The sequence below is a fragment of the Enterovibrio qingdaonensis genome, assembly GCF_028683135.1.
Lineage (GTDB): Bacteria > Pseudomonadota > Gammaproteobacteria > Enterobacterales > Vibrionaceae > Enterovibrio > Enterovibrio qingdaonensis.
In genome coordinates, this window is the sequence record NZ_JAJUBB010000011.1 from 98,660 (window position 1) to 125,288 (window position 26,629).

Consider the following 26,629-nt stretch of genomic DNA (forward strand, 5'->3'; position numbering starts at 1 on the left):
TATGAGTTTTCTTCTCAGCGACTTCTTTAAATCACACTGACATGCACTTAATCAGGCCAGCTTTTGATTTGTAGCGGTTGAACCATGCTTTCGCAGGGCTTGCCAGCACGTTCACTGGTGGCTCGCTGTTTTGCATAACAACTGGGCCGAATACCAGATCCAGGATGTGCCAAGACTTGGTGCCAACACCCATCATTGACGCGCGACAAGCTGAGCAGTAAACAACAACGAAGTCAGTTTCAAACTCATCTACACGGCGTTGAACAACGCGAGTAGCGACGCCTGGGTTAGCAGGAACAACCATGCCGCCGAAGCCACAACAACGCGTGTTTTCACGTGTGTGCTCAGGCTCAGCGGTTTTGTAGCCCAGCTCGTTCAGGATCCAACGGATACCGTCTTGCAGTTCGCGCTCGTAGCGGGTTGAGCAAGAATCGTGAATGGTGAATACCACGTCACTGTCTTTTGCTTTGCCAACCAATTCTGGTGGCAGGCCGATTTCTGGCAGAAGTTTCCACAGAGAAACTGGCTTTTGTGTACCGCCAGATTTCTTGATCATGCCGTAGCAGCTCTGACATGCCACGATCACTTCTTCAGCTTCCAGCTTGTCAAAGTCCGCTTGCAGCTGACCGTAACGCTCTTTAAATTTTTCGTATTGGCCTACTGCCGCTGTTGGTTTACCACAGCACTTTTGAACCGCGCCCATTTCTGGAAATACGTTTTTCAGGTGTTGTGCAATCGCAGCTACACCTTCTGGCGAATAAGACGGCAGGCTACAGCCTGGCATAAATACTTTGCTCATTATTTGGTTACCGCGCGTTTAGCCATTGTGAAGAGTTTCGAGAAGCCCAGTTTCTGGTGCATATTGATTGCCTTGTGGCCTTTCATCGGTGATTCACCGTTGTTAGCGTTAACAAAGTCAATACGCGCACCCAGGAAGATTTCCTTCATTGGGTAATCTTTCGGGCAAACGATGGTGCACTGGTCACAGGCGTTACAGGAGTATGCCAACAGTGGATCCATCTCTTTCTTAGTGACGAAATCACCGAACAGAGTCTTCGGACAGTCGCCGAAGTCGTTCATCATGATGCACTCGCTCATACACAGCTTGCAGGTACACTGCAGGCAGCGCGCTGATTCTTGCTTGATTTGTTCTTGGGTAAAGCCAAGGTCTACCTGAGCGAAGTCACGCTTGCGCACTTCTGCATCACGCAGTTCGCCGTGTAGACGAGGTACATCGGTCGTGCCTTTTGGCAATGGGATGTCTAGACGAGACTTGTAGCTGTATTCTTCAACGAAGTCGCGACCTTCTTCCAAAGGACGACCTGCGAATTGACGCTCGATGCTCATTGCTGCTTTACGGCCAAGTGCCATTGCTTCGATAACAATGTTGCCGCCAGCTGCATCACCTGCCACGTATACGCCTTCCATAGACGTTGCCAGCGTGTTTTTATCCACTACGTAACGACCGCCACGGGTTTGCTCCAGTGCGCCGCCAGTGATATCTGCTACGATCTGACCTGTTGCGAACAGAACAGTATCGACTTCGATAGTGCGGGTTTCATCGCTGTAGCTTGGCGCGAAGTTGCCTTGCTCATCGAAAATAGACAGAACGCGCTTCAGGGTGATAGACACGACTTTGCCGTCTTGTTCTTCGATAGAAACTGGACCCCAGCCCGCGTTGAACACAACGCCTTCTTCCAGCGACTCTTCAATTTCAATGTGGCTTGCTGGCAGTGCGTCCATCGCTTCCAGTGAACACTGGTAAACTTCGTCGCAACCGATGCGCCAAGAAGAACGCGCACAGTCCATTGCAACGTCGCCGCCGCCGATAACCATGACACGCTTACCAGAACGTGGGAATGCGCGAGTTTCAGACACTTCTTTCAGGTACTCAACTGCAGAGAAAACGCCTTCTGCTTTGTGACCCGGAAGTGGGATGATTGAACCAACGTGTGCACCGTGCGCCAGTACAACTGCATCGTGCGTGTTACGTAGTTCTTCAAATGAGATGTCTTTACCGATCTCTACGCCGAACTTGGTTTCAATACCCAGCATGTTCAGGTAGCTGTATTCGAAATCGATAACATTGCGTGGCAGACGGTATTCAGGGATACCGACACGCATCATGCCGCCGTAAACGTCGAGTTTTTCGAAGATAGTCACTTCGTGGCCTTTACGACGCAGTTCGATTGCAGCTTGTGCACCCGCAGGGCCAGCACCCACAATCGCAATTTTCTTACCGGTCGGGTTCAAGATAGCCAGATCCCAGTTTTCCTGGTTGTCCATCTTCTCTGCAACAAAGCGTTTGATACCCGCTACGCTGATTGCTTGACCGTATTCTGTTTGACGACGACACGCCGCTTCACAAGGGTGCGCACAAATGCGGCCCAGTGTTTGAGGTAGGAAAAGTTTGCCGCGAATAACGTCTAACGCTTCCTGATATTTACCTTCACCTGCCAGACGCACGTACTGCTTAACATCAGTGTGCATTGGACAAGCTGTTTGACACGCCGGATCGGCATCGCCCATACAGCCATCGACAACGTTCTGCGCCGCGTCGTATAGCTTTTGGCTAAAAATGACATTGTTCATTATTTTTATAGTTCCAGTTTTTAAAATTCTGTTGTGCGGGGCTTTATTTGCCCTCTTGAATAACCGAGCCCATGAATGTCGCAGTCATTACCGCTGCGACATCAAATGTGGGGGGTTATTAGCCTTTCGCGCCGTTCTGAACGTTTACGTCTTCGCGTTTTTGTTCGTAGTGGGCGTAGCTATATTCAATCCAAGAACCGTCATAGTTGTAGACGTCTTGTGCACCCAGAACTTCTTCCAGAACCATCATGGTGTGTGCTGAACGCACACCAGATTGGCAGTACGCGATCACTTTCTTGTCTTTGATGACATCGCCGTACAGAGCTTGTAGCTCTTCTGCTGATTTCAGCGTGGTGTCGGCGTTCAGTGCTTTCGTCCAGTTGATGTGAACGCTGCCAGGAATGGTACCAGGACCAAATGCGCCGCCTACGGTAGTCGTACCGTCAAATTCTTCCTGACCACGGGTGTCGATGATCACCCAATCTTGTGCGTTTTGCGCCGCCAGAACCATGTCCAGAGTTGCAAGTGCAGACTCTTCGACTTGTGGTGCTGGTGCATCGTAATCGGTTGCCACGACGGTAGGGTTCGCATCACCGGTTGGGTAACCTTCACCAATCCATGCATTCAAACCACCGTCAAGGTAGCGAACGTTATCGTGACCAAGGTTTTTGATTTGCCAGAACAGGCGAGCAGCGTCGTGGTGTGCGTTTGCTGCGTAAACAACGATAGTGGTGTCAGTGTTTGCACCAAACTTGCTCAGCAGAGCTTCCATGTCTTCTACAGAGTTGCGCATACCGTCATAAGCGTATTCGCCTTCTGCCGCAGAGTAGTCACCACGCCACATAGAAAAAGAACCAGAGATAGGCGCATCTGGCTTCACTGGGTTCAGCGCGCCAATGACAACCACGTTCTCGCCTTTGTCCATCAGGCCTTTCAGCTCTTGTGCAGACACAAACGCTTCTGGATTTGAGTATTCTGCGAATTTTTGGTCTAACGCTTCAGCACTTACTTGTACGGCTTCTGCACCAAACATAGTGTTGTAGGCAACATAGCCACCTGCCAACACAGCCGCAACCACACCGATTGCAACAGTCGATTTCTTCATTACTAACATCCAATTTTGTGTAAAGTTTGCGCCTTCAACAGGCAATTTGAAATCGGTGGTGTGAGGTCGGCATGTCGGCTTTATTGTTTATAGTTGGTGCCAGCGAAACATCACACAAAAATTCGCAAATAGGCTGCTCTGAGCCTGTGGCACGGATTGTGTGACATTAGAAAAAGTGGGGATATTGTGGTTTACCACAATAAGTTCAAAAGTTTGATCTAAAGCACCCTATTGTTTGGGTATTTATCAGGTATGATGCGCGCCTGTCAGATTAAGATTTTTTAGCGGCCCCTTGTTCCAGTATTTCATGCGCTTAACACCCCTCGTTGCTATCAAGACGGTGTTCCTATCAATTATCACGCTTTGCTGTATATGCGTTTGCCCAGCACAAGCCGATACGATGCAACATTACGATGTCGGCGTCTTAGCCCTTCGCGGAGACGATCATGCAAAAAAATCGTGGCAACCGACACTCGATTGGCTGTCGACTCAGATTCCGGGTGTATATTTCGACCTTCACACTTATGACTTTGATGAACTCGACGATGCGTTTAAACACAACCAACTCGACTTCCTGTTAACGAGTCCCGGTCAGGCCACCCGTATTGCGCGTGAATACCAGCTTAATTGGCTAGCCACTCAAAAAACGCCTTACAGTTCTAATGCCACCCATTCCATTGCTTCCGTGGTGGTTGTGCACAGAGACTCTCCGTACTTTTATTTGCGAGATATTAAACACGCGAATATCGCAGCCGTTTCGGAAAAAGCGTTCGGCGGATTCCTTGCCTTCCGTTACGAACTTGATAAGCGACGCTACTTCAACGCTGATTTCTACGAGAACATCCGTTTTACAGGGCCACCGACTGACAAGCTGCTTTATGATGTCCTAGAAGGTGACTTAGATGTCGCCATTGTCCCCGCCTGTACGCTCGAGAACATGACCAAAGAAGGTCTTATCAACCGCACTGATGTGCGTGTACTGGAAAGACGCAATCCCTATGACTCTGTATGTGATGTCTCGACGGGTGTCTACCCCAACTGGACCTTTGCCAAAACAGAACGTGCATCTAACGAAATAGGTAAGAAAGTTACCCAAGCCTTACTCGACATGCCCGCCGATGCCGATGCCGCATTCTCGGCAGGCAATGTTGGCTGGACACTGCCAGCAAGCCCTGTGTCGGTTGATAAGGTATTCAAACACCTCGATATTCATCCGTTGCAAAAAAGCAAACAAGAGATGCTTTACCAATGGCTGGAAAACAATAAGCTGATTGCATTCGCCTGCGTGTTTGTCTTTGTCATGATGAGCATTTATCACGTCTGGGTGGAGTTTCATTTCAATCGCAGTAAACGACAACTTGAAAATACCTTGTTCGAACTTCAAGAGCGAAACTCAATGCTAGAGCACGCCCAACGCACCATGATTGTTAGTGAGTTAGGTAGCAGCATTGCCCATGAAATTAACCAGCCACTTTCGACTATAAAGAATTATTCGGAAGGCGTGATCCGCCGATTAGATCAAGGTATGAGCCCGGAAGATCTGGCCCCAGTGTTAGGCAAAATCCAGCATCAAGTCACCGTTGCTAGCGGTATCATTCAACGTTTACGTGGCTTGATCAAACAAACGCCTACTGACTACGTGACCTGCGACCCTGCTGATTTTGTACGAGAGTCCATTGCGCTCATCGAATATGACTTCAAGGCGAAAAATATCCACCTTGACCTGTCCATTGACGGCGTACCTCAACAGGGGCAATTCGACATCATTGGCATGCAACAAGTCATGTTGAACCTGCTGCGAAATGCCAAGGATGCATGCTTGGAAAACACTGGCTGCAACCACAACCCGACGGTGAATGTTGAGCTGCTGTACGGCCTCAACGAAGTGGTTATTCGCGTGCAAGATAATGGCATCGGTTTAGCTGCCAGCGTTACCGAAGTTAAGGAACCTTTCTACACCACGAAAGACGATGGTTTGGGTCTCGGCCTACCCATTTGTCGAGAAGTTATAGAGGCCCACAAAGGCCACCTGATCATGCAGCCAACAAAACCTCACGGCTGCGAAGTTACCGTTATCATACCTATTCAACGAGAAGAACAAGAATGAGCAACACAGATGGTTTGATATACATCGTCGATGATGAAGATTCCGTGCGCGAATCTTTGGTATTTATGCTGGAAAGCTATGGTCTAAATATCAAAGACTTTGCATCGGCCACTGCTTTTCTAGAGCACGTCGACACCACGCAGCCAGGTTGTATTGTGCTAGATAGCCGTATGCCCGAAATGCGCGGTCAGGAGCTACAAGCGGTACTGAACGAAACACGCAGTCCCCTTTCTATCATTTTTCTTACTGGCCATGGTGACGTACCGATGGCAGTTGATGCATTAAAAGACGGAGCGGTCGATTTCTTTCAAAAACCCGTCGACGGTGATTTGCTGGTTAAGGCAATTGAAAAGGCCCTAACCCATTCATTTCAACGTGCAAACCATGTGGGCGTTGAAAACAAGTTTTATAGCCTGACAGAGCGTGAAAAGTCGGTTTTGAAAGAAGTGCTGAAAGGCCAAACTAACCAACAAATGGCGACAACCTTGTGTGTTTCACTGCGTACCATTGAAGTTCATCGCGCAAACATGATGAAGAAATTTGAAGCGACAAACGTGGCCGATCTCGTCCTTCGGCTCAGCCATCTTATCCAACAAAACAAGCTTTAATCTCTCTTTAAAGGGTGGCTATTTGGCCACCTCTTCAGTCCCCGTTTTCTCATCAAGCATTTGAAATCAACGTCCCTCACCTTTGTGGGCGTGTTCGACCCACATCCCATATTTGAAACAAAACATCAAATAAACAGGAGGGGGAAACTCTCGTTAATTTACTGTTATATAAGAAATAAAGCCCATCTAAGTACACACAATTCGAATACAAATAAGCATAAATCTTAACGATAATGATAGTAATTATCATTAGTATTATATAGGATGATGCCCGTTTTAATGCTTAACATGGATTAAAGGCGGTAAATTCAATGTGTAAAAAGTCTCTTCTCTCGGCATCCATTCTTTTAGCCCTTTCTTCGGGAGTCAACGCCGAAGAGCCAATCACTTTTGACGAAGTCGTTGTCTCTGCCACGCGTACCAACACACAAATTCAAGATACAGCAGCATCTGTCACTGTGATTGGTGAACAACAAATTGAAGAAGAAATGATCACGGGCTTGGAGGATCTCTTCAAGTACACACCTGGCGTTACGGTCGAAACCAACTCGCGCCAAGGCGTACAAAGTATCAATATCCGCGGTATCGAAGGTAACCGAATCAAAGTACTGGTTGATGGCGTCGCGCTAGGTAACCAATTCGAGTCCGGTAACAGCTTTATTAACTCAGCACGTGTTGACGTTGACACTGACCTGCTAAAAGCCGTTGAAGTCGTTAAAGGCGCGGCCTCTTCATTACACGGCTCCGACGCGATCGGCGGTATCGTTGCCTTCGAAACAAAAGACCCTGCTGATTTCCTCAAAGACAGTGATTTTGGTGGCCACGCCAAGTTCAACTATTCCTCGTCAGACGAAACCTTCAGCGAGTCCGTTGCGCTAGCAAGTCGCAACGGCGATTTAGAGTCTTTGGTGGCTTATACCCGCCGCGATGGCAAAGAAGTGAAAAACTTTGGTGAGCCCGACCAGCAAGATAACGATGCTGACAACCTTCTGGTCAAGTTGCAGTACCAACTTAACGATGCGCACCGCCTTGAGTTCAATGGCAGCTATATCAACAAGAACGGCGATACAAATTTGCCTGATACCGTCATTCGTGGGCAACGCTATACCGATGTTATTGGCAGCGATGATACAAAGCAGTACCAACTTGGCATTAAGCATATCTGGGACGTAAACGTCGCTGCTGTCGATACGCTCACTTGGCAATTTGATTGGCTGAGCAAAGACGAAAACAGCATTACCAATCGAATCAACACCGCGACAAGTAACCAGCAACGCAAAGACTACATCTATTCTGACGAGGGTTTTCAATTCGACCTTCAATTGGATAAGTTCCTGACCGTTGGCAGCGTTGAACACTATATCGTTTACGGTGCATCCCTTACGGACAAAGACATTAAGAACACCAACAGTGAATACAACACCGTGGGTTCAGATAAAGAGATTTTCTACATCCCTTCGGCGACTGAACGCCGCTATGGTTTCTTTATTCAAGACGAAATGTCGTTTGGGAAATGGACGGTTACACCGGGCATTCGTTATGACAATTTCAAAACGAGCCCCGGTTCATCGTCTGACAACCCAAGCCAGAACCCAGAAGATGAATACAGCGACTTTTCCGATTCCGCGTTCACAGCGAGATTGGGCACCGTTTATGCGCTTAACGAAGAACATCGTCTCTTTGCGCAAATCAGCCAAGGCTTCCGCGCGCCCGATTTCCAAGAGTTGTATTACTCCTTTGGCAATCCAACGCACGGTTACGTCAATAAGCCGAACCCAGAGCTGGAAGCGGAGAAGAGTGTTTCTTATGAGCTTGGCTGGCGTCACAACAACCGCACGGCAAGCAGCGAAGTGGCCATCTTCTACAGCGACTACGATAACTTCATCGAAAGACAGCAAGTATCGGGCAGGTTCATTCCTGTTGTGGACCCTGCCGTCTTCAAGTCTGTTAACATTGGTAAAGCAACAATCAAAGGTATCGAAGCCTCGAACAGTCTGTCTTGGAATGGCTTTATGCCGGTGGAAGGCTTTAGCTCTCGCGTCGCTGCTGCTTATACCGAAGGCGAAGATGGCGAAGGTAACCCGCTTAACAGTGTGAACCCATGGAACATTGTCGCTGGCGTTAGCTACGACTCTGAAAAGCACTGGGGCTCGACACTGAATGTCAGTTACACCGCCGCCAAATCAGGCAGCGAGATCAACGGAGACGACATTTTGCCGCTATCAAGCGCAACCGTTGTTGATCTGACGGCCTACTACAAACCCATGGAAGATCTCACGCTTCGCGCAGGTATCTTTAACCTCACCGACGAAGAGTACTACCACTGGAACGATGTTCGCGGTGCCACCAGCGAGAACAAAGACCTCACCCAGCCGAAGCGTAATTGGGCCATTACCGCCAAATACGACTTCTAATCTTCACGAACGTAGCTCAATAAAAAGCCCAGCGACTATGCTGGGCTTTTGGTTAATCCGTAACAATTAAACCCAGCGGTTTTCTACCACTTCATAATGGTTCACATGCCTATCCGGATCCAGTTCGTACTTGTCATCTTCCGGATATAGCTTTGCAATACCAATATTTTCCCCAGCGAACGCTTGAATACATTCAAGGGTTTTCCAATAGGAAATGAGGGTGATCTCAGCTTGGTCGCCGAGATCTCGGTTGAATATCTGCGCCCCGAGAAATCCCTCTGTTTCTGAGGTCTCCTTCACGCCCGTCTCATAGAGATAGTCGACAAAACCTTGTTCATGTTGTTTGGGACAACGGGCCTTCCATTCCCTTGCGATCATGTGAATTCCTTTTCATCTAGATATAAACGCATTCAGGCCCGAATGAACCTGAATAGCGTCAATTTAGCGTATTAAACTAAATATCGGATGGATTAAGACATGAGGGATTTGTCGCGATAAAGCACTTTCTTGCAGGAAACACAGATATATTTAAAGCGCGGGTCTGACGCCACTCCTGTCAAAGTTTGGAAAACGATCTTCTCCGAACCACAATGACGACATTTAGCCAACTGAGGGTCCTCTACCCTGCACTCTGGATTCGCCGCCAAATACTCTTCCAATGTCGGGAGTTTCTTCCAGTCCTCATCCTGAGGCTTCGAATACAACACAAAGAAGTAAAACAGCGCACCGCCACCGAGTAGCAATAAAGCCCAAATATCCATATTTTCTTCATCCCTTTGCTATTAAAACGGTGCTTGCGCGAAAAGGTAATAGCAAGCTCCCAACCTAGCAATGGAGACGCCAACAATAAAGCGACAATAATAAATTTGAGTTTCGTTCTGCAATTTAACGTGTACCTAAATGTAAAACTATCAATTAAACATCAATCGCTTGGCCCTTAGCGTGGGTTCATAAAAAAAGCTCAGACATCCAGTGTCCGAGCTTTTAGACGTGAAGAAAAAATTTATCCGTTAAAAAACGCGCTAATCCTGTTGCTCCACATGTTTACCATTCCACGCCAATTTGGTGACTTTAGGACTCGCGGAACTGTCTGGGTTTTCGCCGCCAACCATTAAAATCCCGTCATCAATGGAGAAGGACACACCATACGCCAAAGGCTCTTTGAGGTTGACGTCTTGCTTCCACGCACCGTCTGCAAACACGTAGGTTTCTGCGTTAAAGGCTTTTGGCAAGCCGTTATGCGCGAACATATTGCCCTTATCAAATGTGAGTTTTGCGCCATGGAAATTCGCACCGCCAGCAACGAGTACAACCCCGTTACTGAAGCCAGCAAAAGCACCCGCCACCCCTTCTTGCTGTGGCTGTGAGCTTGGTGTTGGCAATGGATGTTCACTTAGCCAAGGTTGAGCCTCACCGAAATGATAGGATTTCACTTCCGCTGTGCGTAAACCGGGCTTAATTTCACCGCTGATCAATAACGCGTTTTCATCGTCAACAACTAATGCGGCACCGCAGTTTGGTAAGTACGGCGAAGCACCCAAATCTTGCCATTCATTGGTTGATGGGGTGTAACTGAGTACCTGACGGTTCCATTGGTAATCCGTCGGTTTCATACCCATAAAGTCACTGACAATTTTCTGCCATTTCTCTGGCTCCTCTTTTGAGTCGGTCGTCAGCACGTCATGAAGGTATTGGTCAAACTTCCCTTTGTTGTAGCCGCCAAAAAAGAGAATTTGTTCGTCATCCGGAGAGTAAGATGCCGCACCTAATAAACCCACAGGGGCTTTGGTCGCCACTTCAGACCATGAATTTGCATCTGCATCGAAGCGGTACACGCTATCAAACACAATGGGCGATTTGGCGTTGCTGTCTACTTTTCCAGAACCACCAAAAATATAAATATCATCGCCTATCACGCTTGCAGTCGCGCCATCACGCGCTGGGCCAGAAAAGTCTGCTTGTTTTTGCCAGCCTTTATCAAGCTGCTCCAAATCAAGCATATAAAATTGTTTGCCCATTGACCCGAGACCGACATAAATTTTGGATTCTATTTGCGCACCCACGCCATTTTTTACGCCGTCAGGCAAGTCGGGCCAAGCTTGATTAGCATGTGCAGAAACTGAAAAAGCGGCGAGAAAAGGAAGGGCTAAAAGAGCAGAAGTTAATGGTTTCACCTTATTCATTTCTATATTCCTTGCGAAAAACAGATAGCTAAATGTTAATGCGAGACATAACCTGCCAACGAAGGCATACGCACTGATATTTTATTTTTAGTTTGATATTTGGCTTACGTTAAAAACCCGAAAATATGCATTTTCTCACTATCATGAAAAATACATTCCTAGGTGTTAACGCTTTCCATACTTTATTAAGAAACTGATTTGTTATTTAAACTTATCGCACCTCACGACACTGTTAATATGACTAAATTAAACGCAGCGGAGTATTACTTCAAATGCATATTTTCACAATGGAGATCTGCGCCACGAAAAGTCATCAAAAAAACAGCTGTCAATGCTAAAGGATCTGGTCAGCATGAAGCCATGTCACGAAAATGCAGCGTAAAGACGCGGTATAAATGGACCTACTCGTAGAAAAATTGTCGAGCCAGTGGATGAAACGAAAGAGGTGTCACAACGTGCGTTTGAGGAGCACTTTATAGCTAAGAGAAGCCTCTCAGTAAGAGAGTGCTTCTCAATATGGCGTCAATCTTTATAAATCGTACTTAGCAATCTTTCTGCGAAGGGTGGAAAGACTGATCCCTAACTGATCAGCCACATCGATATACTTACGGTTTAATACGGCAAGGGCGTTCGCAATTTCCCGCTTCTCAATGTCATCCAATGGCTGGATAGGTGTTGCTACCACCGCCATTGCATCAACCGCCGATGCATCAAGTAGCACGCTGTCTCGATGCAAGAATGTATGTTCAATCCATTTCGCCAGTTCAGAGATATTCCCTATCCACGTGCGATTCGCCGCATGCTCTACCAACAATTGACGCAGGTTTTCATCAATGTCTTCTCGGCCGCCATACAAGTCCCCCAGTTTGCGATCAACAAACATGGGAATATCTTCCATGCGATGCTGGAGATTCGGCAGAATCAGTGATGCACCCGTAAGGTAGTAATACAACGATGGACAGAACCGACGCTCATGCACCAGATCCTCCAACGGCTTAATTGAGCTGGTTATTAGCCTGAAATTCAAGCTGATGGATTTATTGGTGTTAATGTCAAACAGCGTTTTTGTCAGGATGATGTGCGTCAGAGCTGCTTGCAATACACCCGGTAACAAATCAATCCGTTCGATATAAAGCGTGCCGCCATTTGCCATTTCAAATTTTGATTTAGAACCTTCTTCTTCATTGCCAAGGAGCAAAGTAGACAGATCTTCTTTCTTCACTGAATGGAGATTAACGGCAATGAAAGGCCCCTCGCGGTAGCGTTCACAGGAATTATGAATGGTCAGTGCTAAGCTGCGTTTTCCCGTTCCCTCTTCCCCCATGATGTAAATGGGAGACGTGCCTTTGATTGACTCTTTTGCTGCATTGACAACACGCTGCATCGCCGGTGATTGAGTTTGAAAGCGGTCTAGCGTCGACACCAAGCGGTGATTTTTATCTGTCTTCGCACGCGATGACTGGATAGGCAAGAATCGAATCACGCGGTGTGAATTATCAAGCGCATTTACCGACACACTGAGTTGTTTAAGGTTGCCCGAATAATCGAAATCAACATTTTCGCCGTCTATCACCTGCCCTTCGTGGATCTGTACTTTTATTTTCGGCGGAAACAGGAAGTACTCGAACAAGTTTCCATTCACAATTTCTTGCGCGCTGGAATTGAACTGATCATAGAATTCTGGGCTTGCGTAGGTAATAAAATGCTCATTATCAATGACGAGAAAACAAGCCTGACTCTGTTCCACGAAACGTTTATTGATTTCATCTTCAAAACGGTGACGACGTCCCATGCCTGTTTCAATCAGGTATTCAGTCAGTACCATTAACGTCAGTTCTGCTGTTTTAACAGCCTCACTGTCGGAATGAATATAAGCAACATACCCCAATACACCTGACTCTGGGTCTACCACAGGCACACTCTGAATAGACAACGATTTGAGGTTTCCAATGCGCAAGCTTTCAGAATCTTGAAGACCGAGCGTTTCCGGAGACCAATAGCTGCCTACCGCCAATGAATGGGCTTCAATTTCTAATTTTATGTCTTTGTTGCCACGTAGAGACAGACTGACAAACTCGTGGCTAAAGAGAACAAACACGCCTTCCATGCCCATCGGAAGATGTCCGATTTTGGTCATCACGCGAATGAAATCCTTAATCATCCCTGGCGATTTAACGCCTTCCAGCCGTGCTTCCGCAATGCCGTAATGTAGTGCAACCATGGTTTATCCTTAGTATTTTCCTTCGACCAAGCCCTGACGATCTAGTTCTAGTTTTTTCATTTTTCGCCACAACGTTGTGCGGCTTAAACCGAGTGCATTCGCAACGCGCGTAACTCGACCGCCATTCTCTCGCCACGCGACGATGATGGCGTTTCTTTCGGCTTCAATGATGTTGGCAAACCCGCTGCCAACCTCTGATTTCTGTTTCATTCTTTCTGGTAAGTCTTCAAGCGATAAGGTGTCATTTACACAGCGCAGTGCCGCGTTTTCGACGACTTGAAATAGCTCTAAGTAGTTGCCCGGCCATCGATAATTCAGTAATGCATCTCTGGCGATGAGATCGACAACGTAATGCTTCCCTTCACGAAGATTGAGCTGTTCCAACGCCAAATCCAGTGCCACATCGACTTTCGCTTGGTCTGACGACAAGGGTTTGAGATCCAATTGCATCCCCGAAAGCATGAGGAACAACAAACGGCTGATCCGACTTTCCTGCCAATCAAAACGTGGCGACGAGCAACAAACAAGCTCGATATTAAGCGGCACGACACAGCTGTCATGATCGGTGATTAAACCTGTCGACAAGAACTTTAATAAGGTACTTTTCAGATCTGTGGCCAGTGCATGGATGTTCTCGATACACAGAACATGGCCGTTGGCATTCTGCAGATGATTAATAAATTGTATTTTTGCTGCTTCTGACGCGCTTTTACCTGAGAAACCCGCCATGCAATCCAAAGTGTGACGTGTTTTCTCGCTAAAATGCTGGGCTATATATCTAACAACATACTGCTCGCCAGCCCCCACGTCTGATGTTAGAAACAGTCTTAACCCGCCTTTGGCCCTTTGCGCTATGGCTTTATCGAGAAAACTGTCTTTTCCTAAACACTGGCCGACAACGCGATATTTCCACGTGTCATCATTGATTGATTCAGATTTGACGGTCACAAAACAAAGTACATCAGTACCCTGAGTACGCTTTTCAACTCTCATCGAAACACGCATTGACGGTAAAGTCCGGTTTAGTGGTTCGTCCGTCGCCTGCATCATATCGGTAAATGTAAATGCCGTGATTCCTTCCACCAAAATGCCGACTGCGGTTGAATTTCGCTTTGCTTCTTCGTTTCGGTACTTGAGCTTACCGTCCTCACTAAGCACAAATATCATCTGTGGCAATGCATCCAGAATATTGCTGTAGAGGGCGACTTTTGAGAGATTTTCTGAAGGGTAACGCACCAGCCTTTCCAATCTGGCCTGTGTCATCACCAGATTCTTCTCGTGTTCTTCATCAAACAACGCCATCAGAAAATAGCCGCGGGTATCGTTTTTGACAGGTACACAAACAGAAGCAAAGACATGCAGCGATTTTTTATACGTCTCGTAGCAATACACCAAAGCACTGTCAGTTTTGGATTGCGCCAATGAAAATGCCGTTGTGCCCACATCCGCCTTCGCGAAGCTAAAACCTTCACTGATCCCACGTTCTTCAATCAGTGGACGTACTGAAGGTGACGCCAGCAACGACAACACAACACCCTGATTATCTAACAGACACCATGCCGCGCCATCACCTAATTGTGAGAGCAAATCTGCACTGAATAAGTAATCGAGATAACTACTCGCACCGTTTCGATTGTTCAGGAGTAACTCTGCAGCAGGTTTTTTCTGAATTTGCCAATCAAATGCACAAAGTTCGCGGTCTTCCCACCACGATTGAACCAAAGGTTCCTGTATTTCTTTTCTGTTTGGCCAATGGTTTTGTGTGTGAAGTTGCCACTTCTTATAACGGTCACCGGAACGACGCATATTTACAACTCGAATTAAAGACAAATCATTGTAATACGTGGGTTTTTATTACATATCGCGTTATGGCAATAGTGAGAGGTTTGAACAGCTAAAATGCATGCATTTTGACGCTAATCAAAAACCTCGGCACCACTACGCAGTACCGAGGTTTTTTCTATTTTAAATCAGCGCATTACTGACCCAATTGGTGCGCAGTCAGAATCGCCGCAAACACTTTCTCAGCCGTCACTGGGAAAGGCATGTTGTGGATGGTTTCACCTTCTGCACAAGACGCAGCAGCCACTTCCATCAACTTGTCATTGTCCAACTCTTCAACACCCATTTGATGCAGGTTTGTTGGCAGTCCCACGCTGCGACAGAAGCCGATAACCGTTTGGATTTCTTCGTAGTCAGCGTTTTCCAGAACCAGTTGAACCAGCGTACCGAACGCCACTTTCTCACCGTGCAGAAGGTGGTGACACTCTTCCAGTTTGGTCAAACCGTTGTGGATTGCGTGTGCACCCGCCAGACCGCTTGATTCAAAGCCGATGCCGCTCAGGTAAGTGTTCGCTTCGATGATGTTCTCAACCGCCTTGGTAGACACACCATTTTCTACCGCCACTTTCGCTTTCAGGCCATCAGCGAGCAGGGTTTCGTAGCACAGTTTCGCCAGTGCTTGTGCTGAACGCGTTGGTGCGCCGCCCGCCATGGTTGCCTTGCCAGAGGTCATATTTGCACGCGCTTCAAACCACGTAGACAATGCATCCCCCATGCCTGCCACCAGCAAACGTGCAGGTGCTTTCGCGATGATTGCAGTGTCCATGATCACCATGTTCGGGTTTGATGGGAACAGCAGGTACTCTGCAAACTCACCTTCTGGTGTGTAGATAACTGCCAGTGCTGAGGTTGGCGCATCGGTTGAAGCGATAGTTGGAACAACAACCACTGGGCGTTTTGCATAGAACGCGATCGCTTTTGCGGTATCCAGCGTTTTACCACCACCGAGGCCGATGATCACATCCGCTTCGATACCTTCTGCCAATGCAAGCAAACGCTCAATTTCAGGGCGAGAACATTCGCCGTTGAAACGTTCCATCTGGACTGACATGTCATTCGCCGCGAAGCTGGTGCAAACCGTGTCTTGCGTCAACGCCATCACAAAGTCGTCCGCGATAGCAAACGGTTTGCAACCGAAGGTTGAAACGTATTTGCCGATGTTAGCCAGTGCGCCTTCGCCTTGGATGTACTTGCTTGGAGAGATAATAATTTTGTCCATGAGTGACTTTCCTATTCTTAATTCGTGTTATTTAGTCAATGAAGCGAATACACTTTCAACCGCAAATGCACCTGGATCTTTGGTGCCGTTCAGGCTGTCGCTGTTTAGATAAGAAGAGCGTCCTGCGTTCGCTTTCAGCATGGTTGCTGTCGCTTCAGCACCTTCACGTGCTGCGATTGCAGCACCTTCCAGACCTTGCTCCGCCCACGCGTTAAACGCCGGGAACAGTGCATCAATCATGGTGCGGTCGCCTGGTTTCGCGCCGCCGTATTGCATCATGCGTGCAAGACCGTCTTGCAAAGCTGCAACCAAGTCATTGCTTGTTGCCAAGTGGCGGCCAGCGGCGGTGAAGAAGATGGAAAGTAGAACGCCTGAAGAACCACCCATCACGCTCGTTAGCTTCTCGGCTACCACGTTCAACAGGGTTGAAGGCTCATTCAACGGCAAGTTGTTTGCATCCAGCTCAGCCAGCACTTTTCGTGCGCCAGCTGCGAACGTTGAACCAGTGTCACCGTCGCCCACAATCGCATCCAAGCGGTTCAGTTCAGATTCCAAATCAATCAAGGTGCCACATACAGTGCGAACTGCTGTTGCAACGGCGTCGTTTTGGCTTGGGGTGTAGTCAATTTTTGCGGCTTTGTTTTCACATGCAACCACAGGGCAAGCACGTTTCGCGATGATACCCGGCCATGCTTCCGTCACTGTTTCTGACGCTAGAGCGGCACGCATTTCATCATCAAGACGCAGAAGGGACAACGAGAAGCCTTTCATGTCGATGGCTGTCATCAAAGCAGCAGGACCAACAAAGCTCTCTGCGCCTTCACCCAGACCCGATTCAACAACGGCTTTTGCTACCACGTTCATCTCGATTGGAGACAGGCCGCCAAGATTGTTGATCAGTACGGCGTGTTCAGTACTTGGGCGAGCTTCCAGTAACTTGTCAGACATCAGCGCAACGAAATCGCGGCATTCTGCAACGTCGATAGTTTCAATACCTGACTCACCGTGAATGCCCAGACCCAACTCTGCTTTACCGCGTGCGATGCGGCTTTCACTGTTGTCGCCTGGCAGTGAACAACTGGTCAGCGCAATACCGATACTCGCGGTGTTATCAATTGCTTTTTGTGCTGCTGCTTTTACATCAGCCAGTGACGCGCCTTGCTCTGCGAAATGACCCGCCACTTTATGGACAAACAAGGTACCCGCAATACCACGTGGTTTCGGGTTATTTGGAATAGAAATGTCATCGTTTACGATAACCAGTTCAACGTCGTAGCCCATTTCTTTGGCTTTCTCACACGCCAAACCAAAATTCAGACGGTCACCGGTGTAGTTTTTGATGATAACCAGACAGCCTTTTTCGCCCGTTACATGAACAATGGCGTTCAGGACTGCATCAACACTAGGTGCAGCAAACAAGTCACCGCAAACTGCCGCAGTCAACATGCCTTTACCAACGAAACCCGCATGCGCTGGCTCGTGGCCTGAGCCACCACCACAGATGATCGCGACTTTGTCTTTGTTCCAATCGTTACGTGCAATCACCTTGATATCGTTGTTGAAATCAAGTTTTACTAGGTTACCCAGACGTTGGGTATACAGCGTGCCGTCGATAGAGTCCGACACCCAAGATTCTTTTTTGTTGATAATCAGTTCAGCCACGATTACACCTTTTTATTTTCTGAATAGTTCGTCAGTTTTTTCTCGCGAGAAGAATGCGTTACCGAGGTCGAGTTTCCATGTTGGAATATCATCGCCAATTGTTTTTCCGCTTCGCCTTCGCTCATTCCCAGATGGCACACAAAAATGTCTTTCGCCATCTCGTAGCAACAATCACTTTTCATACGCGGTTACCTCATCGAGCCGCTTCCGCACCAGAAATTATGGGCCTTTACCCGAAGCATGCATGATGAAAAATGGGTTCCCGACCTCTTTCGAGGTCGGGAGTGTTAGTTATGCAACGTCTTCGTTAAAGAAACGTGCATCCATCTCTTTCAGTACAGGAGAGATGATTGGTGAGAACGGCAGTTGGTCAAGAATGTCACGCTGCATATCCACACCCGGTGCGATTTCGGTCAGAACCATGCCATCGCGAGTACGTTCGAACACACAACGCTCTGTCACGTAGATGGTTACTGTGCCTTGCTCTGCACGGAAGTCACCACTTGCAGAGATTTCATCAACGCTCGCAACAAACTTCGGATAGATACCTTCTTGGTGAATAGTCAGTTTGCCATTGCCAATTTCAGTCTTCAGACCACCACCAGAGAATGGGAAACAGAACACGGCTTTCTTCGCGCTTGCTGTCAGGTTAACGAAACCACCTACACCGATGATCTTGTCACCCGCGCGGCTTACGTTTACGTTACCTGAGCCATCAACCTGCATTGCGCCAACAAAGGTGATGTCCAGCATGCCGCTGTCGTACAGGTCGAACTGGCTCGCCGTGTCTTGACACATTTCTGGGTTCAGAACCGCACCAAAGCTCAGGCCACCGACTGGCGTACCGCCAATCAGACCCGCTTCGATAGTCAGGTACATGTTGGTAGACATGCCGATTTCTTTCGCTTGGCCTGGTACCAACTCAGGTACACCGATGCCCAGGTTTACAACCGCACCATCTGCCAATTCCATCGCTGCACGACGCGCGATAACTTTGTGTAGAAGTTCACGTGGTTTCTTACCGCTGCCTGACGTCAGGTGTGCGATGGTTTCGTGTTTCTTCGCAATGTCCGCTTCTGGCATGATGAATTCGCCCGTGTAAGCAGGCTCGTACTTCTCGATCATGGTTTGCATTTGCTCGCCATCAACCACGATTGCATCGATGATTGCTGCTGGCAGTTTCACTGAACGTGGGTGAGACGCAGTTGCAGAAACACGCTCAACCTGAACGATGACCTTACCGCCGTTCGCTTTCGCCGCCATTGCTGTGCTGTATGGGTCTAGGTAGAACGCTTCATGTTCGAATGACACGTTGCCGTTCACGTCAACTGTCGTACCGCGGATAATTGCCACATCGACTTTTGGTGATTTGTAGAACAGGTACTCTTCGCCGCCGATTTCCATCAGTTCTGCCAGCGTGTCAGTAGAACGCGCGTTCAGTGCACCGCGGCTGTTACGTGGGTCAACGAAGGTTTTCAGACCAACTTTGGTCAGTACACCTGGCTGATTTGCTGCCGCAGCGCGGAAGGTGTGGCTGATTGGGCCGTAAGGCAGGTTGTATGCTTCGATTTTGTTTTCAGCTGCCAGTTTTTTCAGGCCCAGCATTTTGATGAAGTGAGAAGCAACAACGCGACGCACCATGCCTTCGTGAGAGATTGCATCGATCAGGCGGCCTTCTTGAGATTCACCCAGACCCGCACCGAAGTAGTAGCTCAGGTCACGAGGTTGACCTTCTTCTAAGAATTTCTGACCCAGCGCAATTGCCACTGTTTCAGGGAAACACAGAGAACCAAAACCGTTGATAGCAACGCAATCGCCAGATTTAATCAGGTCAATCGCTTCTTTCACGTCCATTATTTTATTTTGTGCAGACATTTTTATTATTCCTATACGTAGAGTTCTTTCAGAAAATTAGCGACGTGGTAGGTATTGGCGAGCGATGCCGCGGCCTACAACAATCTTTTGAATCTCAGAGGTGCCATCAACGATTTGCAGCATCTTGGCAACTGCCATTGCGCGACCAATCGGAGCATCCTTCATGAAGCCTTCTGCGCCGAACAGTTGCGCACATTTCACGGTGACTTCCATCGCCACGTCAGTCGCAAACAACTTGTTCATTGCCGCCGTCAGAGCCACTGGCTCGCCGCTATCCATTACAGCTGCGGTTTTGTAAAGCAGGCAGCGAGCCGCTTCGATTTTTGTCGCCATTTCAGCGATTTGCCATTGAACGCCTTGGTTGGTCAGGATTGGCTTGCCGAATGATTCGCGCTGACCCAAGTACTCGCTCACTGAATCCACAGCATGCTGAGCTACACCGATTGCGATTGCTGGCGTGAACACACGGGCAACGTCGATCGCTTTCAATGCTTCTTTAAAACCGTCAGCAGACAGCAGGTTTGCTTTTGGCACGACACAGTTATCAAACTCAAGGCCGCCAACGAACATACCGTTACCAATCATGCGTTCGCGGTTTTCCAAGTAACGCAGACCTTTGGTATCAGCTGGAACAAACAGCATGATCATGTTTTTACTGTCTTTACCGTCTTTCACCATCACGTTGAAGTAGTCAGCGTCTTTTGCGTTGGTGATCCAATCTTTAGTACCTTGGATGCGGTAAACATCGCCATCTAGTTCTGCGTAAGCTTCCGTTGCCGATGGATCGCAACCTGATGCGCTTTCAGTCAGAGCGAATGCAGTGGTTTTGTTGCCACACGCGAGATCTGGCACGACTTTCAGGATTTCTTCATCGATACCTTCATAGAAAGTCGCGATTTCCATATTGATGTTGTTTTGAAGCTGGAGCAGGAAAGACATGATGCCGCTACCGTGTGCCAGACCTTCATAAACCAGAGACATTTGCAGGTAGTTGTAACCCTTGCCACCCATCTCTGTCGGGATACCCAGACCGTAGAATCCGTTCTCCGCGATTTCTTTCATTTTTGCTTTTAACAGCTCTGGATCTGATTCCAGTTCAAGGGCAACAGGTGCAAGGCACTCAAGGCTGTAAGCTTTCGCTTTTTCAAAAATTGCCTGATGTTCTTTATCGAGTAGAAAGTTCATTTCATACCTTCCGTTTATTGGAATATTGATTAAGCCGGTTCTTTTTCTAAGTTGTCTTGTGCTTTGTTCTTCTGTTCTGCTTTCCAGCCTGTTTCAGTCAGGAACATGGTCAGAACAGCGAAGAAGCCAGGCGTGATACAGGTCAGCGACAATGCAGTTTCAAGACCGTACTGCGCACCCAACCAACCCGTTGCTGCACCACCCGCTGCGCCACCAAGGCCAACCAGTGAGAAGATGAAGCCAGTACCCATCGACACAGCACGTGGCGACATGTCAGTTTTGTAAAGCGTGGTGAACGCCAGTGGGACAAAGTTGTAAGCGGCGTAACCTGCGATGAAGGTTGCAGCAGACAGCATGAGGACATTGTCAGTTAGCATCAGGCTGTAGTAAGCAACAGGCAGAACCACACCAGAGGCAACAATCAATGGCTTGTCATAACCCCACTTCTGCGCAATGACTGGCGACACCAGACACGCAATCGCAGAGCCGATTGGCAACAGACCTAACACCATGCCTGCTTCCGCGATAGACAGGCTCAAGCTTTCAACCGCGTACGTTGGCCAGAAGGTGTAAACCGCAATCCAGGTTAACGATGTCATCGGCCACGCAATGGCCAGAATCCAGGTGTTTTTGTATTGCAAAGCCTCTTTCAGCGGCTGCAATACAGGTACTTGTTCGTAAGGTTTGGTTTCGCCTTCAGAGTTGTCTTTCGCAACAACCATCCAAACAGCAGCCAAAATCAACGCGAAGACACCCATGACGATCATCACTTCACGCCAACCCGCCATCATTGCCAGGAACATTGGGAATGCCGCTGTACCTAACATTTGGCCTGCTGGACCGGTGAACATTTCAACGCCGTTGATAGATCCAAGCTTCTCTTTCGGGATCCATTGGATCTTGAAAACCACAAGTACAGAAACGATGCCAGCAGCAACACCCATCACAAACAAGCGACCGACGAAGAGCATAGTGACGTTTGTCGCGTAGCCCTGCATGATCATCCCGATGCCGAGGAGAACGAAGATGCTAAATAAAACGGTTTTGGGTTTTCCTTTACTGATGAAACAGATGATTGGGATGGTTAACAGACCTTTACCCACCCAAGCGATAGCACTTAGCCAACCCGCTGTTTCCAAATCAAAGCCAATGTCATTTCGCATGTCTGGAAGAATTACACCAAATGCGAAGTTAGAAAGGTTGGCGACCATGAATGCCAGCCAAGCAATCCAAACTATTGCCCAACCTCTGGCTGGGATTTTTGCATCACTAGTCATTTTGAAGTTTCCTTGAGATTAACGAATATTTACCTGACGAGATGCATCATTGTGGAATGTCATATTTTTTCTAAGGAATAATTCAAAATGAAATATTAATATTTGACTCAATACTCAAAAGGTCATTTCGACCCATTCGAAACAGTGAGTTATAGTGATCAACCTCAAATAAAGACCGAATAAGTGCTTTAAAACGGTCATTTTGAACAGGGGTAAATGAAAAAACGTTTCACGAATGAAACGTTTAAAAAGTTTTCATTTTGACGCATTCAAACTGGTACATTTTGCAACGACATCGAATCCCAATTTGAATCAAGGAATATGTAATGAAGAACTTCACTGATATTGTCGAATATCGCCGCTCTATCCGAAAGTATGACCAAGAATTCGACTTTGACCCTAAAGTCGTAGAGCGTGCACTCGCATTGGCAACACTGGCACCTAACAGCTCAAACATGCAAATGTGGGAATTCCACCGCGTAAAAAGCCCAGAAAAAGTAGAGCTCATGAAGACATGTTGCTTAGGTCAAAATGCGGCGAAAACAGCGAACGAATTAGTGGCGTTTGTCACCACCCCGCACAAATGGAAAGAACGCGCGGACATGAACGCGAAGGTGATTCGTAACGCGTTTGCCTCCAAACCAAATACACCAGAACACGTGTTTGCTTATTATGAAAAAGACATGCCTTTCCTCTATGGCGGTCAAGACATGGTTGAGTACAAAGGCGTTGCGGGAGAGGAAGGCGAAAACCAACGCAAAGAAGACGTTCGCGTCATTTTGAACAAGAGTGTTGCTCTCGCTGCGATGACGTTCATGTATGCACTGTCAGAAGAGGGTTACGATTCCTGCCCGATGGAAGGCTTTGAAGAAGACAAAGTCAAAGAACTGCTCGGCCTGCCGAAAGAAGTCGACGTTTGTATGGTGGTGAGCTGTGGTAAACGCCTGCCAGAAGGTGTTTATGGCCCTCGCCTACGCGTTGAATTAAGCGACGTCGTTAAAGAGCACTAATACCCATAACCTGAAGGACACCTGACCATTTTGACACTAACCCAGAATGCGTCAGCGTCATAATGATAACAACTGAGTTCAAGGATGGACTCTCAGCACCACAATACGCATTAATTTGCCGCCCTCCCTCGGGCGGCTTTTTTATTAATCAAACTTTCAACGCCCCTGAACGTCGACCAACCAAACCCCAGAACGAACTTCAAATCCTGCTATAAAACTGTAATCGTTAACACAAGCACAAACGCCAATAAAAATAAGGGATAACCTCCATTTATCATCGAGGAAAACCGTAAACATTTGCGATGTTTACACTCGCGGTGTTTAATGGGTTGTTCGATTAAGGGGATCTCCATGGCAACAATCAAAGATGTAGCAAGGGAAGCAGGCGTTTCGGTTGCGACAGTGTCACGCGTCATCAACAAGTCACCCAAAGCCAGCCAGTCATCCATTGACTCGGTCAGCTTGGCGATGAAACAGTTAGGCTACCGTCCCAATGCGGCTGCTCGTGCGCTCGTGAGCCAAAGTACCAACACGGTTGGCGTCTTAGTTTCCGATGTTTCCGACCCCTTTTTTGGCAGCATGATTAAAGCCATTGATCAGGTTGCACGTGAAAATGGCAAACACATTCTTATCGGTAACGGATATCACAAAGCAGAAGACGAACGTCATGCATTGGAGCTCCTTATCAATGCACGTTGTGAAGCCATCATCGTTCACGCAAAAGGCCTTTCCGACGAAGAGTTGATTGGCTATGCCAAGGAAGTCAAAGGTATGGTGATCATCAACCGCCATATCCCTGAAATCGCCGAACGATGCATTGCGCTTGATAACCGCAAAGGTGCCTACTTAGCCACTGATTTTTTAATCCGCCACGGTCACCGAAACATTGCGTGCATTGCATCAGCGCAAGACATTGAAGATACCGAACAACGCCTCGATGGGTATTTAGCCGCACTCAAGGATAACGGTGTATCACTCAGCAAAAGCTATATCGAATACGGTGAAGTCAGCAGTGATGGCGGCGAAATTGCAATGACGAACCTGCTCAGCAAATCCCTGAGCTTTACAGCTGTTGTGGCATATAACGATTACATGGCGGCAGGTGCGTTGGCCGCGTTAGACCAAAATGGCATAGCGGTACCGAGCAAAATGTCTATCGTCGGTTTTGATGATGGCTTGATTGCACGCTTTGTTCACCCTAGCCTGACCACGATTCGTTACCCCATTGAAATCATGGCGGAGCGTGCATCCCGTCTTGCATTGGCTCTTTCTAAAAATGCAGAGATTGAAGACGAAACGGCGATTTTCTCCCCAACACTGGTACGCCGAAACTCCGTTGCATCACTTTAATTTGTACTGAAGAAATCAATTTGCACCGAGCACAAAAAAGCACCGCTAGCAGGCGGTGCTTTTTCTATTTCTGGCCGTTGTGTTATTCCGAGAAATGCTGCGCTAACGCATCCAATACACGCTCATCAGTCAATTTATCTGCTTCAATTAGCTCAATATCCAACTGAATCAGCTTCTCTTTTACATCAATCGCTTCTTTAGAAAAGAATAGCGTTGGCAAATGCGCGTAGCTGCCAGTGATCGCCTTGTTCTGTGATTTCGCGTACTGCGCCGTTAGCGCAAAGATGCGATTTTGCACTTCTGCAATCGAAGACAGAGACGTGACTTCAATGGCAAACGGCAAAAACCAGTCAAGGTTTTCACGACGGAATGACGCCATAGGCACGTCCAGTTCAAACGCCTGACCTTTGGCATTTGCCAGTTTAGTTGCCAAGACCATTGAAGCATCAATTACGTCGATGTAGTCAGGGATCATGCCGTTTGCTTTAAAGCGGGCGACATTTGCAGGTGTTAGCACCAAAGGCAGCTCAGTGCATCCTAACACCACCTTTTTGAACGACGATCGCGATGCTTCATCGGTGATCACGTCACACAGCAGTTGCTCAGCTTGCGGCGTAATTTGTGCGGTTTTAACGCCGAACTCAGAGTTATAAATGGCGTCCATCACTTTGGGTTGGTTTTCGGTGCTTGGCGAGAAGGATGGTACACCATACTCCGCCAACGCTTGTTGATACAAACCAGACTCCATCAAGCTGGTGACACCCATCACCAAAATGTCTTCTGTTTGGCCTTGTTCAGTCGCTGCTGTTTCTTTCAACATGTCGATAAATGGAACGGGGATATCTGACACGATATCTCGGAACAGTTCATGCGCGCTGTTACACGCCAATCCCATTGCCGTTGTTCCCAGATGTTGCATAAGTCTGAGGGTGTAAAGTGCGGTGTCGTATTTGCGCAGCTCTGGCAAATCTGTTGGCAACCATTTTTGGGCAACTTCTTCTGGCTTGTAAGCAAGGCGCGAGTTTCCAAACACCACGTATTCATGTTCAACATGGTTTGGGTAGCTCGCGATTTTGTTCACTAAGTCGACCATGGCTTCGTTACCCAAACCACCGATAATCCCTATTCTTTGTTTCATTGCTTTTCCTGTTACAACTTCTTTGGAGAACACACACGCAAACCCACCCTGCGGAAACCACAAAGTTCATGTTTATTAGCGGCACATGTTGGTCATAGAGATGACATGGATTGCTGAGGTAAATCTCCTGGGGGGGAAAGTGATGCCGAGAATAACGAGGGAATATGGCTACTCACCTTGATCGGACATCTTCATCTCGATTTTACATTCGAAAAATCAGTGTCCTAAGCGCAATTAAACCAACAAAGGTGAGCCAGTTCAAAAATACGAAATCGCAAAACAAGCAAGAAAATAGGAAGGTAAAAAACGTTAGCAGAAGGGGCGAAAACGGTTTATTTAAATTTAACGCGACGTTTAAAAGGCACCGTAAAAATCAACGTGCGATTATTTACCCTCAAGGCCACGCTCGGCTCTGGCATCATCGATACTGCCCGCATTAAACACATTGAGATAACCCGCACTGTTCAACGCTTCCATTGCTTTACCCGCCCGTACCCCACGCACGCAATACAACCCAATCTCCGTGTTTTTATCAGGATAAAGCCTGCTTACTTCTTCAACGATATCTTGATGGGCGATCCTTGCATCGCCCTGAATATTATCGAAAAAGTGCTCTACCGCACTGCGTGTGTCTATCCATACCATCTCGGCATTGACGACCGCACTAAATAGCAACACAAAGAGGCTCGCCACAATTGGTTTGGTGGTTGAACATGCCATGTCATTCAGTCCCTCTATTCAGAAACGGTATCGGAAAAGCTCACGCCCTTTTCCCTTCTCTCTGACATTATCGCTCATGCACGAGTACTGCATTAGATTTATCCACGCTACATCACCTTTA

The 26,629-nt window shown here is 47.7% G+C and carries 21 protein-coding genes; 5 read left to right on the plus strand and 16 right to left on the minus strand.

Going from position 1 to position 26,629, the window contains the following annotated elements; all coding sequences use genetic code 11:
* Window positions 1-31: 31 nt before the first annotated feature.
* The 3 genes from LRP49_RS15580 to LRP49_RS15590 form a co-directional block, all read right to left on the minus strand.
* Entirely contained in the window at window positions 32-802 is a 771-nt protein-coding gene (locus LRP49_RS15580; RefSeq protein ID WP_078753152.1) for a heterodisulfide reductase-related iron-sulfur binding cluster, read from the minus strand.
* On the minus strand, window positions 799-2,592 hold the full coding sequence (locus LRP49_RS15585; protein ID WP_274143227.1) for an FAD-dependent oxidoreductase: 1,794 nt from the start codon (window positions 2,590-2,592) through the stop codon (window positions 799-801). Before LRP49_RS15585 ends, LRP49_RS15580 begins: the two co-directional genes overlap by 4 nt.
* Before the next feature lie 118 nt (window positions 2,593-2,710).
* A complete protein-coding gene (locus LRP49_RS15590) occupies window positions 2,711-3,697 on the minus strand; it encodes a sulfurtransferase (protein ID WP_274143228.1) in 987 nt (328 codons plus the stop codon).
* Between the two features lie 400 nt (window positions 3,698-4,097).
* On the opposite strand from LRP49_RS15590, the gene LRP49_RS15595 reads away from it, so the two are divergent.
* From LRP49_RS15595 to LRP49_RS15605, 3 genes are all read left to right on the plus strand, one after another.
* Window positions 4,098-5,804: a sensor histidine kinase gene (locus tag LRP49_RS15595; protein WP_274143229.1), complete on the plus strand. Its 1,707-nt coding sequence runs from the start codon at window positions 4,098-4,100 to the stop codon at window positions 5,802-5,804.
* The gene (locus LRP49_RS15600) at window positions 5,801-6,412 is read left to right on the plus strand and encodes a response regulator transcription factor (RefSeq protein ID WP_274143230.1); all 612 of its coding nucleotides are present in this window, start codon (window positions 5,801-5,803) and stop codon (window positions 6,410-6,412) included. Before LRP49_RS15595 ends, LRP49_RS15600 begins: the two co-directional genes overlap by 4 nt.
* 311 nt (window positions 6,413-6,723) lie before the next feature.
* The gene (locus tag LRP49_RS15605) at window positions 6,724-8,826 is read left to right on the plus strand and encodes a TonB-dependent hemoglobin/transferrin/lactoferrin family receptor (RefSeq protein ID WP_274143231.1); all 2,103 of its coding nucleotides are present in this window, start codon (window positions 6,724-6,726) and stop codon (window positions 8,824-8,826) included.
* 66 nt (window positions 8,827-8,892) lie between these two features.
* On the opposite strand, the gene LRP49_RS15610 is transcribed toward LRP49_RS15605, so the two are convergent.
* The 11 genes from LRP49_RS15610 to LRP49_RS15660 all read right to left on the minus strand — a co-directional run bounded on the left by LRP49_RS15610 (window position 8,893) and on the right by LRP49_RS15660 (window position 22,290).
* Window positions 8,893-9,204: an antibiotic biosynthesis monooxygenase family protein gene (locus LRP49_RS15610; RefSeq protein ID WP_274143232.1), complete on the minus strand. Its 312-nt coding sequence runs from the start codon at window positions 9,202-9,204 to the stop codon at window positions 8,893-8,895.
* A 92-nt stretch (window positions 9,205-9,296) separates the two neighbouring features.
* On the minus strand, window positions 9,297-9,587 hold the full coding sequence (locus LRP49_RS15615; protein ID WP_274143233.1) for a hypothetical protein: 291 nt from the start codon (window positions 9,585-9,587) through the stop codon (window positions 9,297-9,299).
* A 261-nt stretch (window positions 9,588-9,848) separates the two neighbouring features.
* Window positions 9,849-11,009, minus strand: coding sequence for an N-acetylneuraminate epimerase (locus LRP49_RS15620; RefSeq protein WP_274143234.1), 1,161 nt, complete (start codon window positions 11,007-11,009; stop codon window positions 9,849-9,851).
* 529 nt (window positions 11,010-11,538) lie between these two features.
* Window positions 11,539-13,230 (minus strand): sigma 54-interacting transcriptional regulator, encoded by a 1,692-nt coding sequence (locus tag LRP49_RS15625; protein WP_274143235.1) that lies wholly within the window; start codon window positions 13,228-13,230, stop codon window positions 11,539-11,541.
* Between the two features lie 9 nt (window positions 13,231-13,239).
* Window positions 13,240-15,036 carry a helix-turn-helix domain-containing protein gene (locus tag LRP49_RS15630; protein ID WP_274143236.1) on the minus strand — a complete coding sequence of 599 codons (1,797 nt, stop codon included), beginning with the start codon at window positions 15,034-15,036 and terminating at the stop codon, window positions 13,240-13,242.
* A 172-nt stretch (window positions 15,037-15,208) separates the two neighbouring features.
* Window positions 15,209-16,291 carry a glycerol dehydrogenase gene (locus tag LRP49_RS15635; RefSeq protein WP_274143237.1) on the minus strand — a complete coding sequence of 361 codons (1,083 nt, stop codon included), beginning with the start codon at window positions 16,289-16,291 and terminating at the stop codon, window positions 15,209-15,211.
* A 27-nt stretch (window positions 16,292-16,318) separates the two neighbouring features.
* Window positions 16,319-17,953, minus strand: a complete 1,635-nt coding sequence (locus tag LRP49_RS15640) for a dihydroxyacetone kinase subunit DhaK (protein WP_274143238.1) — start codon at window positions 17,951-17,953, stop codon at window positions 16,319-16,321.
* Between the two features lie 2 nt (window positions 17,954-17,955).
* Window positions 17,956-18,135, minus strand: a complete 180-nt coding sequence (locus tag LRP49_RS15645; protein ID WP_274143239.1) for a hypothetical protein — start codon at window positions 18,133-18,135, stop codon at window positions 17,956-17,958.
* Window positions 18,136-18,244: 109 nt separating this feature from the next.
* A complete protein-coding gene (locus tag LRP49_RS15650) occupies window positions 18,245-19,828 on the minus strand; it encodes an acyl CoA:acetate/3-ketoacid CoA transferase (RefSeq protein ID WP_274143240.1) in 1,584 nt (527 codons plus the stop codon).
* A 36-nt stretch (window positions 19,829-19,864) separates the two neighbouring features.
* Window positions 19,865-21,013 carry an acyl-CoA dehydrogenase family protein gene (locus tag LRP49_RS15655; protein WP_274143241.1) on the minus strand — a complete coding sequence of 383 codons (1,149 nt, stop codon included), beginning with the start codon at window positions 21,011-21,013 and terminating at the stop codon, window positions 19,865-19,867.
* A gap of 29 nt (window positions 21,014-21,042) precedes the next feature.
* A complete protein-coding gene (locus tag LRP49_RS15660) occupies window positions 21,043-22,290 on the minus strand; it encodes an MFS transporter (RefSeq protein ID WP_274143242.1) in 1,248 nt (415 codons plus the stop codon).
* A gap of 326 nt (window positions 22,291-22,616) precedes the next feature.
* Here LRP49_RS15660 and LRP49_RS15665 point away from each other — a divergent pair, with 326 nt between their 5' ends.
* Both LRP49_RS15665 and LRP49_RS15670 read left to right on the plus strand, forming a co-directional pair.
* A complete protein-coding gene (locus tag LRP49_RS15665; RefSeq protein ID WP_274143243.1) occupies window positions 22,617-23,300 on the plus strand; it encodes a nitroreductase family protein in 684 nt (227 codons plus the stop codon).
* Between the two features lie 351 nt (window positions 23,301-23,651).
* Window positions 23,652-24,650 (plus strand): substrate-binding domain-containing protein, encoded by a 999-nt coding sequence (locus tag LRP49_RS15670; protein WP_274143244.1) that lies wholly within the window; start codon window positions 23,652-23,654, stop codon window positions 24,648-24,650.
* An 82-nt stretch (window positions 24,651-24,732) separates the two neighbouring features.
* On the opposite strand, the gene LRP49_RS15675 is transcribed toward LRP49_RS15670, so the two are convergent.
* Window positions 24,733-25,788: an aspartate/glutamate racemase family protein gene (locus tag LRP49_RS15675; RefSeq protein ID WP_274143245.1), complete on the minus strand. Its 1,056-nt coding sequence runs from the start codon at window positions 25,786-25,788 to the stop codon at window positions 24,733-24,735.
* A gap of 384 nt (window positions 25,789-26,172) precedes the next feature.
* Entirely contained in the window at window positions 26,173-26,508 is a 336-nt protein-coding gene (locus LRP49_RS15680; RefSeq protein ID WP_274143246.1) for a rhodanese-like domain-containing protein, read from the minus strand.
* Between the last annotated feature and the right edge of the window lie 121 nt (window positions 26,509-26,629).

What these genes read in the sequence shown, in the direction of transcription:
- LRP49_RS15620 (WP_274143234.1), bottom strand. Translation starts at nt 11,009, where the DNA reads ATGAATAAGGTGAAACCATTAACTTCTGCTCTTTTAGCCCTTCCTTTT.
- LRP49_RS15655 (WP_274143241.1), bottom strand. Translation starts at nt 21,013, where the DNA reads ATGAACTTTCTACTCGATAAAGAACATCAGGCAATTTTTGAAAAAGCG.
- LRP49_RS15660 (WP_274143242.1), bottom strand. Translation starts at nt 22,290, where the DNA reads ATGACTAGTGATGCAAAAATCCCAGCCAGAGGTTGGGCAATAGTTTGG.
- LRP49_RS15670 (WP_274143244.1), top strand. Translation starts at nt 23,652, where the DNA reads ATGGCAACAATCAAAGATGTAGCAAGGGAAGCAGGCGTTTCGGTTGCG.
- LRP49_RS15645 (WP_274143239.1), bottom strand. Translation starts at nt 18,135, where the DNA reads ATGAAAAGTGATTGTTGCTACGAGATGGCGAAAGACATTTTTGTGTGC.
- LRP49_RS15635 (WP_274143237.1), bottom strand. Translation starts at nt 16,291, where the DNA reads ATGGACAAAATTATTATCTCTCCAAGCAAGTACATCCAAGGCGAAGGC.
- LRP49_RS15650 (WP_274143240.1), bottom strand. Translation starts at nt 19,828, where the DNA reads ATGTCTGCACAAAATAAAATAATGGACGTGAAAGAAGCGATTGACCTG.
- LRP49_RS15630 (WP_274143236.1), bottom strand. Translation starts at nt 15,036, where the DNA reads ATGCGTCGTTCCGGTGACCGTTATAAGAAGTGGCAACTTCACACACAA.
- LRP49_RS15590 (WP_274143228.1), bottom strand. Translation starts at nt 3,697, where the DNA reads ATGAAGAAATCGACTGTTGCAATCGGTGTGGTTGCGGCTGTGTTGGCA.
- LRP49_RS15615 (WP_274143233.1), bottom strand. Translation starts at nt 9,587, where the DNA reads ATGGATATTTGGGCTTTATTGCTACTCGGTGGCGGTGCGCTGTTTTAC.
- LRP49_RS15625 (WP_274143235.1), bottom strand. Translation starts at nt 13,230, where the DNA reads ATGGTTGCACTACATTACGGCATTGCGGAAGCACGGCTGGAAGGCGTT.
- LRP49_RS15605 (WP_274143231.1), top strand. Translation starts at nt 6,724, where the DNA reads ATGTGTAAAAAGTCTCTTCTCTCGGCATCCATTCTTTTAGCCCTTTCT.
- LRP49_RS15595 (WP_274143229.1), top strand. Translation starts at nt 4,098, where the DNA reads ATGCAACATTACGATGTCGGCGTCTTAGCCCTTCGCGGAGACGATCAT.
- LRP49_RS15610 (WP_274143232.1), bottom strand. Translation starts at nt 9,204, where the DNA reads ATGATCGCAAGGGAATGGAAGGCCCGTTGTCCCAAACAACATGAACAA.
- LRP49_RS15680 (WP_274143246.1), bottom strand. Translation starts at nt 26,508, where the DNA reads ATGGCATGTTCAACCACCAAACCAATTGTGGCGAGCCTCTTTGTGTTG.
- LRP49_RS15675 (WP_274143245.1), bottom strand. Translation starts at nt 25,788, where the DNA reads ATGAAACAAAGAATAGGGATTATCGGTGGTTTGGGTAACGAAGCCATG.
- LRP49_RS15585 (WP_274143227.1), bottom strand. Translation starts at nt 2,592, where the DNA reads ATGAACAATGTCATTTTTAGCCAAAAGCTATACGACGCGGCGCAGAAC.
- LRP49_RS15600 (WP_274143230.1), top strand. Translation starts at nt 5,801, where the DNA reads ATGAGCAACACAGATGGTTTGATATACATCGTCGATGATGAAGATTCC.
- LRP49_RS15665 (WP_274143243.1), top strand. Translation starts at nt 22,617, where the DNA reads ATGAAGAACTTCACTGATATTGTCGAATATCGCCGCTCTATCCGAAAG.